This window comes from Saccharibacillus endophyticus (assembly GCF_013185185.1).
Lineage (GTDB): Bacteria > Bacillota > Bacilli > Paenibacillales > Paenibacillaceae > Saccharibacillus > Saccharibacillus endophyticus.
Genome location: NZ_JAAZWE010000003.1, coordinates 203565 through 216851 on the forward strand (window position 1 = coordinate 203565; position 13287 = coordinate 216851).

At 55.8% G+C, this 13287-nt stretch carries 9 protein-coding genes; 8 read left to right on the top strand and 1 reads right to left on the bottom strand.

The features are described from left to right. The first annotated feature begins 31 nt into the window (after positions 1–31). Complete coding sequence (locus HRQ63_RS12220; protein WP_172243914.1) at positions 32–2713, top strand: glycoside hydrolase family 2 protein; 2682 nt, start codon at positions 32–34, stop codon at positions 2711–2713. A gap of 98 nt (positions 2714–2811) precedes the next feature. Here HRQ63_RS12220 and HRQ63_RS12225 read toward each other — a convergent pair whose 3' ends face one another. Then, complete coding sequence (locus tag HRQ63_RS12225) at positions 2812–3735, bottom strand: LysR family transcriptional regulator (protein WP_172243916.1); 924 nt, start codon at positions 3733–3735, stop codon at positions 2812–2814. 126 nt (positions 3736–3861) lie between these two features. Between HRQ63_RS12225 and HRQ63_RS12230 the strand changes: the two genes are divergently transcribed. The 7 genes from HRQ63_RS12230 (at position 3862) to HRQ63_RS12260 (ending at position 13231) form a co-directional block, all read left to right on the top strand. Beyond that, positions 3862–4656, top strand: coding sequence for an alpha/beta fold hydrolase (locus HRQ63_RS12230; RefSeq protein ID WP_172243918.1), 795 nt, complete (start codon positions 3862–3864; stop codon positions 4654–4656). Positions 4657–4829: 173 nt separating this feature from the next. Then, a complete protein-coding gene (locus HRQ63_RS12235) occupies positions 4830–6566 on the top strand; it encodes a SulP family inorganic anion transporter (RefSeq protein ID WP_172243920.1) in 1737 nt (578 codons plus the stop codon). 87 nt (positions 6567–6653) lie between these two features. After that, on the top strand, positions 6654–7649 hold the full coding sequence (locus HRQ63_RS12240; protein ID WP_172243922.1) for an SMI1/KNR4 family protein: 996 nt from the start codon (positions 6654–6656) through the stop codon (positions 7647–7649). A 188-nt stretch (positions 7650–7837) separates the two neighbouring features. Then, positions 7838–9574: a glycoside hydrolase family 13 protein gene (locus HRQ63_RS12245; RefSeq protein WP_172243924.1), complete on the top strand. Its 1737-nt coding sequence runs from the start codon at positions 7838–7840 to the stop codon at positions 9572–9574. A 217-nt stretch (positions 9575–9791) separates the two neighbouring features. Continuing rightward, positions 9792–11312, top strand: coding sequence for a beta-N-acetylhexosaminidase (locus HRQ63_RS12250; protein WP_172243926.1), 1521 nt, complete (start codon positions 9792–9794; stop codon positions 11310–11312). A 168-nt stretch (positions 11313–11480) separates the two neighbouring features. Then, complete coding sequence (locus HRQ63_RS12255) at positions 11481–12200, top strand: response regulator transcription factor (protein ID WP_172243929.1); 720 nt, start codon at positions 11481–11483, stop codon at positions 12198–12200. Then, positions 12197–13231, top strand: a complete 1035-nt coding sequence (locus HRQ63_RS12260; RefSeq protein ID WP_172243932.1) for a sensor histidine kinase — start codon at positions 12197–12199, stop codon at positions 13229–13231. Before HRQ63_RS12255 ends, HRQ63_RS12260 begins: the two co-directional genes overlap by 4 nt. The last annotated feature ends 56 nt before the right edge of the window (positions 13232–13287 follow it).

Sequence of the window (13287 nt, forward strand, 5' to 3'; positions counted from 1 at the left end):
CTGAACAGACAGAATTCATCGGAGGGAAAACATGCGTGAAATCATACTGAACGGCGAGTGGGAGGTCAAAGGCTTCTGGCCCTGGGTCCCGCTCAAAGGAACAAGCATGGAGATCGGGAGCGAGCTGATGGGCGTGACGGAATGGCTGCCCGCTTCCGTGCCCGGCGGCGTGCATAAAGACCTGCATGCGGCGGGATGGATCGACCATCCGTACCGAGACATGAACAGCCTGAACTGCGAGTGGGTCGAAAACCGGTGGTGGGTATACAAGACCGTGTTCCAAGTGCCGGACGAGCCGGGAAAAAAAATCGAGCTGGTATGCAAAGGGTTGGATTACGAGGCGATCGTGATGTTGGACGGGCAAACGCTCGGCGAGCACGCCAATATGTTCGCGCCCGCCGCGTTCGACGTGACCGAAGCGCTTCGGGGACGGCAAACGGCGGAACTGCGGATCGTGCTGCGGCACAGTCCGGACGAGATGGGGCAGATCGGCAAAACGTCCGAGACGTTTACCCAGAAAAGCCGCTTCAATTACAAATGGGACTTTTCGACGAGACTGGTCCATATCGGATTGTGGGACGAGGTGAGTCTGCGCGTGCACGAGCCTTTTTCCTTCGAAGCGATCGGACTGTTCACCGACGCGGACGAAAAAGGCGGCCGCATCGCGATCGAAGCTTCGATCTGCCGCAAACGCCCCGATCATGCGAGCGAAGCCGAGAAGCAGGAATGCGGCGCAGCAGACTCCGGCGGCGAATACGGAACATGCGAGCTGGAAGCGCGGATCTTGTCGCCGTCGGGAGAAGTCGTCACAACGCTGCGGCAGCCTTTCAAGCAAAAAAGCTGCTCGCTTGCCGTCGATATTCCGCAGCCGCTGCTGTGGTTCCCGAACGGGTACGGGGAGCAGCCGCTGTATACGGTGCGACTTCGTCTGTCGGACGGGGACAAGGTGCTGGACGAACAGACGCATCGCACGGGCATCCGTCGGCTGGAGTATCGCCGCAACGAAGGCGCGCCGGACGATTCGCTGCCGTATACGTTCGTCGTGAACGGAGTTCCGATCTATATTCGCGGCGCGAACCTGACTCCGCTGGATCATCTGTACGGCAACGTGCAGGACGAAAAATATGTCTGGATGGCCGAAGCCGCCGCGCGCGCCAACATGAACATGCTGCGCGTCTGGGGCGGAGGATTGATCGAAAAAGAAATCCTGTACGAATCGTGCGACCGTCTGGGGCTGCTGGTCTGGCAGGAATTTATCCAATCCAGTTCCGGCATCGACAACGAACCTTCGAAAAAGCCGGAGTTTCTGAAGCGGCTGACCGAGACGGCGGAGCACGCGCTCCGTACGAAACGCAATCACGTCTCGCTGGCCGTCTGGAGCGGAGGCAACGAGCTGATGAGCGAACCCGATCGTCCTTCCACGTTTGCGGATCCCAATCTGGCGATGCTGCGCGAATTGGTCGCCGAGCACGATCCGGGGCGATTGTTCCTGCCGACGTCGGCTTCCGGTCCGGTGCAGTACATCACGCGGGAAAAAGGGGTCAGCCACGACGTGCACGGCCATTGGAAATACGAAGGCAATCCGGCGCATTATTCGCTGTACGGCGAAGCGGATCATCTGTTTCACAGCGAATTCGGCGTGGACGGCGTCAGTTCGCCGCGAACGCTGCGCAAATACCTGAGCGAGCCTCATTTGAAGCCGGTCTCGATGCGCGACGATCCCGTCTGGAGGCATCACGGGGAATGGTGGGACACATACGATCGCGATACCGAAATGTTCGGCGAATTCCGCGATTTGAGCGAGTTTTCCCGCGCCAGCCAATGGATGCAGGCCGAAGGATTGCGTTTTATTCTCGAAGCGAACCGGAGACGGCAGTTCAAGAACAGCGGCAGTCTGGTCTGGCAGTTGAACGAGCCGTGGCCGAATGCCAGCTGCACCAATCTGATCGATTACGGCCTGGAACCGAAGATGGCGTACTACTGGACGAAAAACGCGTTCGCGCCTAACCATGCCGCGCTTCATTACCGCACGCTGGATTATTCGGTCGGGGAAACGTTCGAAGGCGAGGTGTTCTTTTTCCACGGATCGGAACGCTCTTTGTTTATCGTTCATACGGAGCTGCTGGATACGAACGGCGCGGTACTGGCTTCCTGGAAACATCAAGCGGCAAAAAGCAGGGCGAACGTTACGGAATCGGGGCCGCTACGTTTTGAAGTTCCCGATACGGCCGACGATTTGTTTTACGTGCGGCTGCGCGCGGAAGACACGGAAGCGAAGATCGATACCGCGCAGGCGGATAATCTGTATGTCTTTTCCGTCCGCCGGCTGCATCCGTACCGTTCGGCGCTAGGTTCGGCCGGAGCGAAGCTGGACGCGGAAGCGCTCGGGGAATGGCAGGAAATCGCGCGGAATCCAAATGACCAACAGTCGGAAACGGATCTGCCGACTCTGCGCCGGAGTTACCGCATAGTCAATACCGGGACGACGGTTGCTCTGCACGTGCATCCGCAGGAAATGACGGAGGCGTATCGGCTGCTGGCGGACGACGCTTATTTCTCTCTTTTTCCGGGGGAAGAAAAGATCGTGACCGTGGACTGCGCCGCGTTAATCCCGGATGTTTTTGGCGCGAAAAACGACCAAGCACAGGCCGATGCACCCAGGTCTCCGAATCCGCGTGTGGCTTTCGTGCATTTCGGCGATCCGGATCGTTAAAACGGACAGATCAGGCAATCTGATTCCGAGCATTGCAGCAAAAAGACGTCGATACGGACAGGAGCGATTCCGTTGTCCGTATTCGGCGTCTTTTTGCGTTACAATCGGAGCAGAGTTGAGGTAGCGGAAGCCTTCGAGAAGTATTCGACGATTTCTCGATAAAAAACTTTGGAAGGCGTGTTTAATACCCGTTTTTTGTGACGAACGATCCCGTGAACGAAGGTTATTTTTCTAGGCATCGGCAGCGAAACGACGATGCCTTGCGCGAGTTCTTGCGCTATCGAGATTTTAGGCACGAGAGCAACGCCGAGCCCGCAAGTCACGACCTGCCGCACGAGTTCCGTACTTGCAAATCCGTTCGAATGAATGCCGGAAGGCAGCCCCATTTCGCTTAACAGTTTGAGTCCTTCCGTATGATAGACGCATCGGGAACCGAAACCGATCACTTGAATTCCCGAAATATGGTCCCATCCTTGGTGTTCGATCAAATCGGCCAGGGGTTTGGAGGCGACAACGATCATTTCTTCGTCGATCAGCGGTTCGAAAATCAAGTCGTCTTGTTTGGGGTCCATCGGCACGATTCCGAAATCAAGGGCATGGGACTGAACCTGATCCACGATGTCTGCTTGAAATCCCGTTTCAAGCAGCAGATTGATATCGGTATATTCCGTGAAAAAATCATGCATGAAACCGGACATCCGCGTCACCAAAAAAGACTCCAACGCCCCTAAACGCATCGTACCTCGAGGCAGATCCAAATTTTCCAAAGCTTCTTCGAGCGAATGGCCCAACTGCACGAATTGGCGTGCATAAAGCGCAAACTGTTCGCCCGCTTCGGTTGGTTTTACGCCGCGCGGAAGCCGGTGAAAAAGTTTTTGATTGCAGTTTTGCTCCAATAACTGGATCTGCGAAGTCACTGTCGATTGCACATAACCCAACTTTTCTGCGGCACGGCTGAAATTCCCTTCTTCCAGTACGGCCAAAAAAGTAAGCAGCGAACGTCCTTCCAAAGTCTCCAACATGATTTTTCCTCCCAGGTATCGAAAAAACGAATGGATTCTATCGATTCTTTTCGTTTTTAAAATGGATAAACCGATGATAGCATGAGGGGGTTCATAAGCCAATAACTTCTTCAAGGGGGAAACATCATGCTGCATACAGCCAACGGTCATTATGTTAAGGTCGAAGAAAACGTCACTCTTTACGTGGAAGATGTAGGAGAAGGCCAACCTGTCGTATTCGTGCACGGAATGCCCGTCAACCATCGGATCTACGAGTATCAACAATCGGTACTGCCTCGACAAGGTATCCGTTTTATCGGCATCGATCTGCGGGGATACGGCCGTTCCGACCATCCGCTGCATGGATACACGTATGATCGGATGGCAGATGATATCAAGGCGGTGATCGACCAACTCGACCTTAAGGACGTTACGCTGGCCGGCTTCTCGATGGGAGGCGGCGTTGTCACGCGGTATATGGGCAGGCATCAGGGATATAAAGTTTCCAAATTGATGCTGTTCGGAGCCGCGACGTTGAGCAAACTTCCCGAAGAAGCGGTAAACGGATTGATCGCCGGACTTCTATCCGATCGGCCGCAAACGTTGACGAGTATGTTTAAAGGATTTTTCCACACCCAGCCTTCCCAAGGGATCGAAAACTGGCTATGGCAGATGGGGATGAAGGCCAACGTTCATGCCACGATCGAAACGGTGAAAGCGATCGGCAGCGAGGACCTTCGTTCCGACCTTGAAACGATACGCGTGCCTACACTGATGCTGCACGGGGTTCACGACCAAGTATGTCCGTTCCCGGCTGCCGAAGAAGCACACGGAATCGTAGCGACGTCGAAGCTTGTTCGTTTCGAAAACAGCGGACATGCTCCTTTCTATGAAGAAAAAGAAAAATTCAATCAAGAAGTCATCGATTTCGTGCAGTCGTAAAAAACGTTCCGATCAGGCAAAGCCGATATCCCAAGCTCCGGAATCCGGTCTTTTGCAGCCGGCGAGTCGAAGTGCAGGCTTGGCTCGTTGATCTTTTTCATATTCCCGCTCCGACTGCTGTGTTACGTTAGAAGGCGTCGGTTCACGAGAAAAAAGAAAAGAAGGTCTGCGCCATGTTCAAGGGTCGGGGAAGGTTCGAAGGGTACGGAAAAGGCGATTTGAGACGGGATCTGATCGCGGGCTGCATCGTCGGGATCATCGCGATTCCGCTCGGCATGGCGTTCGCGATCGCGTCGGGCGTCAAGCCGGAGACGGGCATTTACACGACGATTATCGCCGGGGTGCTGATCTCGCTGCTGGGCGGTTCGAAGTTCCAGATCGGCGGGCCGACGGGGGCTTTTATTCCGATCCTGCTCGGCATCGTGCTTCAGTATGGTTATGACAAACTGCTGGTTGCCGGATTCATGGCGGGCATTCTGCTCGTCTTGATGGGCGTGCTCAAACTGGGGGCTTTGATCAAGTTCATTCCGAAGCCCGTGACGGTCGGATTCACGGCAGGGATCGCGGTGACCATTTTTGCGGGACAGATCGGGAACTTCTTGGGCCTGAGCGGCTTGGAAAGGCATGAGAGCTTCCTGCTTAATATGAAGGAACTGGCCGTTCATATCGATACCTTGAACGTTTACGCGGTGGTCGTGGCGGGAGTATGTTTGGCATCGCTGTTGCTCGTGCCTCGTTTCCTGCCTAAAGTACCGCCGTCCCTGGTAGGGCTGCTGCTGTCGACGCTCGTCGCCGTTTTGTTCATGAATGGAAAAGTGGCGACGATCGGCTCGGCTTACGGCAATATTCCGGCGTCGCTGCCTTCGTTTCGACTGCCCGAATTATCATGGGAAAACATGCGTCTGATGATTGGTCCCGCCGTGGTGATCGCGCTGCTCGGCGGCATCGAATCGCTGCTGTCCGCCGTCGTGGCCGACGGCATGGGCGGTTCCCGGCATAACAGCAACCGCGAGCTGATCGGGCAGGGGATCGCGAACATGGCGGTTCCGCTGTTCGGCGGGATTCCGGCAACCGGCGCGATCGCGCGCACGGCCACCAATATCAAAAACGGAGCCGTCTCGCCGCTGTCCGGGATCATTCACGGCTTGGTCGTGCTGCTTGTACTGGTCTTGCTCGCGCCGTATGCTTCAGCTATTCCGCTCGCCGCAATGGCCCCGATCCTAATGATCGTGGCCTGGAATATGAGCGAGCGCAAACCGTTCGCCAAGCTGTTCAAACTTCGCAATAGCGATTCCGTCGTCTTGGTCGTCACCTTCGTACTGACCGTGTTCACGACATTGACGACTGCGGTTGAGGCAGGTCTGGGCTTGGCCGTATTGCTGTTCGTGAAACGGATGGCAGGCGAGCAGCGGCTCGACAAAGTGCTGCCGGATCGCGACGGCCGCCGCGGCAAAGTGTCCGCAAGCCGCGTCACGGCCGAAAGCGACTGTCCGCAGCTCGGGATTTTCAATGTGCGCGGCGCGTTGTTTTTCGGGGTGAAAAATCCGTTCGAGACGTCCGGGTTCATGGCCTCCCATGACCCTTCGCAAACCTTGCTGCTCCGTATGGGCGGCGTGCCGCTGATCGATGCTTCCGGCGAAGCTTCGCTGCAAGGTCTGTTGAAGCGGGTTCGGGCTTCTGGAGGCACATTGCTGCTCTCCGGTCTTCAACCCCAGCCGCGACGGATGTTGGAAAAGACGGGTCTGCTTGCCGATTTGGGCGTGGAAGCCTGCTTCGCGCATACCGGAGAAGCGATCGACGCCGCGTTATCCCGCCATGTCGGAGCAGCAGGGTGCGCGGGCTGCCGCGCCGCCGCATTCCGCGAATGCGCGGCGTTAAGCGGGAAATCCGATAAAGAAAATGCTTCGTAGAATCTCTCTCGAATAGTCAGGCTTGCCGGGCGTCTTATTTTGCCCGGCAGGCCTTTTTTAGCGTACACTGAATAGGGTTGGAAAGAAATGACGAATGGAGGAATGGACGTGTCGCAGCATACGCATTTTCAGGGCTTTGATCTTACTGATTTTTGGGATGAATATGATGGATATACCAGTGCCGAGGAAGTTACGGATGAGCGGATCGCAGAAACAGAACGCCTGCTCGGTTACAAGCTGCCTCTGTCTTATGTCGAACTGATTCGCACAAAAAACGGCGGCAGCCCGGTTAACGTTTGTTTTCCCATGGATGAAGACGAAGGCTATATCGCGATTAGCGCGATCTGCGGCATCGGAGGAGAATGGGGAATCGATTCGGATTCGCTCGGCAGTCGCCATATGATCGATAATTGGGGATACCCGGACATCGGCATCGTATTCGGCGAATGCCCTTCGGCCGGACATGACGCGATTATGTTCGATTACAGTCAATGCGGACCGCAGGGCGAGCCGCGGATCATTCATGTCGACGTGGAAGTCGGAGAAGGGGAAGAGCCGGTGCGTACTTTTTTGGCTTCGGATTTTGAGACCTTTATTCGCGGGCTTGTTCATGAAGACGTCTATGATACTTCGGAGGAAGACAAGCAGTTCGATCTGGAAAAAGCACGCCATGCTCCGTTTACGCCGCTGCTTCAGCAGTTGTGCGTCTCGGCGGATTCGATCTTTCCGCAAGCGGAACAGACCCTTAGACGATTGGCAGAGTCGATCATTGAGGAGAAAGGATTTTTTGCTCTGCATGCCGATCTCCGGTCGCATCTGATGTATGACTTGGAATTTCTTTTGTACGTGAATGCGGAAGGAGCCGTTGAACGAGACGCTTATCTGGCCGCGTATGACAAAATGCTGGTATTCGGTCCGGGAGGAGCTTTTTCCACGGGCGGTTATGCTCCGGGCTTCGTGTCCGATTGGCTGGATGAACGGATAAAAAGCGGAAAGATCGTCGAGGTGACTGCCGATCGCAAGCTTGCTTTTGCAAAGGGATATTACCAGGGGATTCTTCGGCAGGCGGCAGAATATAGTTAAATCTTATAGCTTCGGGTAAGGCGTACTTCCAATCGTGAAAAGTACGCCTTTTTTTGTTGGTTATTTTTGGAATATTTTCATTCAAGAAAAGATCATAGTTACTTACGTTTTTTGGGTAATAGAATATACATAGTCGGCAACCCTAGCTTCGCTTTGCCGAATTCGCGCTTTTCACAAGGAGGCTCAACATGTCGAAACAACTAGACGCAGCCCGTTCATCCAAGCAGCTTCAAACGGACATGCACTGGAAAGAAAATATCGTTTACGAAATTTACGTGCGAAGCTTCAACGACAGCAACGGCGACGGCATCGGCGACCTGCGCGGCGTTTTGGAAAAGATCGATTATATCGCCGACCTCGGCGTCACCGCGGTCTGGTTGTCGCCGATCTTCGATTCCCCGAACCGGGATTACGGCTACGACGTGATCGACTACCGCAATATCCATCCCGAATACGGCACGATGGAAGACTTCGACGAGCTGCTGCAAGCTTTCCACGAGCGCGATATTCGCTTGATCATGGAGATCGTCCCGAATCATACTTCCAGCGACCACCCTTGGTTCCGCGAAGCGCTGAAAGGAAAAGATAATCCGTACCGCGATTATTATATTTGGCGTCCCGGCAGCGAAGACGGAGGACCTCCGAACAACTGGACATCTTTCCTCGGCGATTCCTCCTGGAAATATCACGAAGAAACGGGCGAATATTATTTGCATACGTACGCCTGGCACCAGCCCGATCTGAACTGGGAAAATCCGAAAGTGCGCGAGGAAATTTGCGGCGCGATGGATTTTTGGCTGGAAAAAGGCACGGACGGCTTCCGGATCGATACCGCGAACGTATTGTCCAAGGATATGCGATTCCCCGATACCGACGAGACGGAGCGCATCCAGGGCAGCGGCGAACCTTTTTACAAAAACGGTCCGCATATCCATGGATATCTGCGCGAAATGCGGGAAAAGGTCTTTTCCCGTTACCCGATCTTCACGATGGGCGAGTCGTCGCAGGTCGAATTGGAAGACGTCGAAAAATACACGCTGCCGGAGCGCCGCGAACTGGATCTGATCCTGATGATCGAAGCGTCCAAAATCTGCGACGAGTCGAACGATATGTGGCAGTCCAAGCCGTGGGAGCTGCGCCATATGAAAGACATCATGCGCAAATGGCTCAAAGACCTGCACGACGAAGCCTGGATCGGCATGTATCTCAGCAATCACGACCATGTGCGGATGGTTTCGTACCTGGGCGACGACGAAGAGCACCGCGAACAATCGGCCAAGATGTTGTCCGTGTTCCTGATGACGCTGCGCGGCACGCCGAACTTGCTGCAGGGCGAAGAGCTGGGGATGACCAACGCGCACTTTTTCAGCACTATCGACGATATCAAGGAGCAGCAGGCGCTGGCCTACTATAAGCTGATGGTCGACGAACGAGGCGAAGACCCGGAAACGATCTTGCGCCGCGTGCTGAAAAAGAACCGCGACCACAGCCGCACCCCGATGCAGTGGACCGACGAAGGCGGAGCCGGATTCACGACCGGCAAGCCTTGGCAGCGGATCAACCCGAACAAGTCGGAAATCAACGCTGCGCAGCAGGAAAACGATCCGGATTCCGTGCTGAACCTGTACCGCCGGATGATCCGCCTGCGCCGCGACCACCCCGTGCTGACGCTCGGAACCTACGAACCGGTGCTGGACGACCACGAACATATTTATGCGTACCTGCGCGAAAATGACGAAGAAAGCTGGCTGGTCGTGCTCAATTTCTCCCGTACCGCGACGCAGGTCGAACTTCCTTTCGATCTTCGCGACCGGTTAACCGAAGCCGACTGCGCCGTCTGCTCCGACGAATCCAAGCTGCAAGACCTTTCCCGAGGTTCAGCCGACTTGGACGCCTACGCGTATTTCGTTTTCAAACTCAACTAATCCTTATTTCACTCACCACCTAAACTTTTCCTTTCGCATGAGCCGTCCCGAGATCGGGACGGCTCAACGCATTTCAAAGGTTTTGAATTTTTCCCGCAGCCTTTCAGCTTTCCTTATGAACAGGACTTCCGTCCCAAAACCTGTTTTTGGAAAATTCCCGATCAAGCGCTATACTAACGGAAAAGAGTCATCCATTCCCAGATTAAGAGGTGAACCCATGAACAATATGCAGGCTTACGAAAGCGTTACAGTCCCAGGAACCAGGCGGCACCTGAAAACAGAAGAAGGCCGTTGGAGACCCGAAGCGAATTCCGCTTTATTGGTATTTCGACAAGAAACCGCGGCGGCCGACGAAGGTCAGCTGCACGGGGTATTGGAAGCGGCAGAGACGGTGCGGGCCGCATTCGCCGCGCTTGGCGTTTTTGCCGCTCCGGCAAGACTCGGCCTGCCGCGCGAAGCAAAATCGGGCGATCTGCTGATCGAACTGGGAACGGTCCCGGGAACGGCGAATCCGGAAGCGTACCGTTTAGAGATCAGGGAATACGTTCGGCTGGTCGCTTCCGACGCCCGGTCAGCTTTGCATGGGCTGCGTACCGTTCATCAGCTGTTGTCCTCGACGAAATGCGAATTGGCGTACGGCGCGATCGAGGATGAACCGATTATGGGAGAGCGTGCGCTGCATTTGGATATCGGGCGCAAGTTTTATACGCAGGAATGGATTTTGGAACGGATTCGGGAAATGTCCGTGCTGAAACTGAATACGCTGCAGCTGCATTTTTCCGAGAATGAAGGCTTTACGTTCGAGAGCGAGCGTCATCCGGAGGCGATGTCGGAACGTTACCTGACCAAAGCGCAGATCGCGGAAATCATCGAAGAAGCGCGCACGCACCGCATTACGCTGATTCCTTCGCTCGATTCGCCGGGACATCTCGGTTGGGCGCTGCGCGATCGTCCGGAATGGCTGCTCAAAAACAAAGCCGGAGAAATAGCGAAAGGCGCGCTCGATATCACCAATCATGAAGCCGTCGCTTTCGTCATGGACCTGATCGACGAATACGCCGAGCTGTTCGCGGACAGTCCGTACTTCCATATCGGCGGCGACGAATTTATCGACTTCGGCAAGTTCGACGATTATCCGCAGCTCGGCGGATATGCGCGCGAAAAGCTGGGCATCGAAGGCGGAACGGGCGTGGACGCTTATGTGGCGTACTTGAACGACGTCGCGCGGCGCTTGGAAGACAAAGGCTTCGCCGTGCGCGTTTGGAACGACGGTTTGTACCGCGACGACCTGGAGCAGAAGGTGACCCTCAAACCCTCCGTGCAGATTGCGTACTGGACCAAATGGGACCGGAAAATGGCGCCCGCGCAGACGTTTCTGGACAAAGGGCATGAGCTGATCAATTTCAACGACGCTTTCTTCTATTATGTGCTGGGCGAAAACGCGGGGTATATGTATCCGACGGGAGAAAAGGTCTACGAAGGCTGGAGTCCGGGCGTGCTGCCGAGAATCGCCGAAGGACAGCCGCAGGAATGGACGATGCCGTATCCGGAAGGACTGCTGGGATGTTCGTTCTCGGTCTGGTCCGACAAACCGAATATGCAGACCGCGGAAGCGGTAGCGTCGGGAATCCGCGAGCCGCTGCGCGCGATGGCGGAAAAAGCCTGGACGGGCGAGAAGCGGTACGCGACCTACGAGGAATTCGCCGAAGCTTGCCGGGCCGCGGGGTTGGAAGGCTGACGCCGCAAGGTTGACGAACGGAGCCAAAGCGACGAGTTTCCGAAGCATCGGAACGATTCGTCGCTTTTTGCGTGGAAAAAGCAAGCCGGCGTCGTCTATACGGGGAAAAGCGCGAAATCCGCCGGTACCGCCGCGTTTCGCCAAACCAGCATAAGAGGAGAATCGAACATGTATACCATTTTGATCGTCGAAGACGATCCCAAGATCGCGGAGCTGCTTCGCGCGAATATCGAAAAATACGGCTACTTTGCAAAAGTGGCGGACGACTTTGAACGGATCGTCGAGACGTTTCGCGAGTCCGGCGCCCAACTGGTGCTGCTCGACGTGAATCTGCCCAAATACGACGGCTTTTACTGGTGTCGGCAGATTCGGTCGGAATCCGTTTGTCCCATTTTGTTCATCTCCGCGCGGGACGGACAGATGGACCAGGTGATGGCGCTGGAAAACGGGGCGGACGATTATATCACCAAGCCGTTTCATTACGAGATCGTTCTCGCGAAAATCCGCAGCCATCTGCGCCGGGCTTACGGCGAATACGCGGCCGGGCCGGAAGAGAAAAAGGTGGAGGCGGGCGGACTTCTTTTGTATCCCGAACGTCTGTCGCTGGTGTGCGGGGAGCGGTCGGCCGAGCTGAGCCAGAAGGAAACGCTGCTGATCGACGCGCTGATGCGCCGGGAAGGCCGGGTGGTCGGCCGCGACCGCCTGCTGGGGCTGATGTGGGAAGATCATCATTTCATCGACGACAACACGCTGAACGTCTACGTCGCCCGGATGCGCAAAAAGCTGAAAGAATTGGACGCGACGGCCAGCATCGAAGTGGTTCGGGGAGCCGGATATGTATTAAGCGTGCCTGACTCCGAAAAGAACGAAGCGGGCCGCGAGCCATGAAGCTGTTTTGGCGCGAGCATATTCCGCTCATCTCTTTTTTCGTGCTGCAAGCGCTGCTCGTTTCGCTGCTTTATTGGCTCAGCGGGGAAAACCGTCCGCTTTCCGTCATGCTGTACGGCCTTCTGCTGAGCACGGCGGCGCTGGCCGGTTACCTGGCTTATCGCTGTATCGCGCTGCGGCGCATGTACCGGCGCCTCGCCGATCCTTCCGTGCCGCGCGGCGAGCGGTTGGAGACGCTCGGCGAAGCGCCGCTGGCCGAAGCGGTCGCGGGGCTGATCCGCGTCTATGACCGCGAATACGAGGAAGAGCTTGCGGCGCGCCGCAGCGCGATGGAACGGCACGCGACGTTCATCGGACGCTGGGTGCATCAGATGAAGACGCCGCTGTCCGTGCTGCAATTGTCCGCGCAGGAGATCGAAGACGAAGATTTGGCGGATAGCGTCCGCGAGGAGTTGGATCGGCTGCGTCAGGGTCTGGAGACGGTGATCTACACGTCCCGCCTGGAACGGTTCGAACAGGATTTGGCCGTGGAACGGGTTGTTCTGGCCGTGCCCGTTCACGAAGCGCTGGCCGAACAGCGCCGATTGTTCATCAAGCGCCGCATCTCGCCCGTTATCGAGATCGACGAAGAAACCGAAGTCTACACCGACCGCAAATGGCTGCGGTTTATTTTGGGACAAATTTTGACCAATGCGGTGCATTATACCGAAGGTATTGGCAAAAAAGTGCGGATTCGCGCTTACCGCCGGGGAGCGGATCAGGTTCTCGAGATCTCGGACGAAGGGATCGGCATCGCGCCGGAGGATGTGAATCGGGTATTCAATCCTTATTTTACCGGGCAGAGAGGACGGCAGTACAAAGAATCGACGGGGATGGGGCTTTATCTGGTGAGCGAGATTTGCCGGAATCTGGACCACGGCGTCGAGCTGGAATCGCAGCCGGGAACCGGAACGGCGGTGCGGATCGTGTTCCGCGAAGCGGCTGCCGCTTTTTCCGAACATAACCTTAACGAACATGTAAGGCGGCGTTAAGAAGAATCGATGGTTGTCCCCGAGCGCGTTCGCTTAGACTGGGAAGCAAAGGGAAA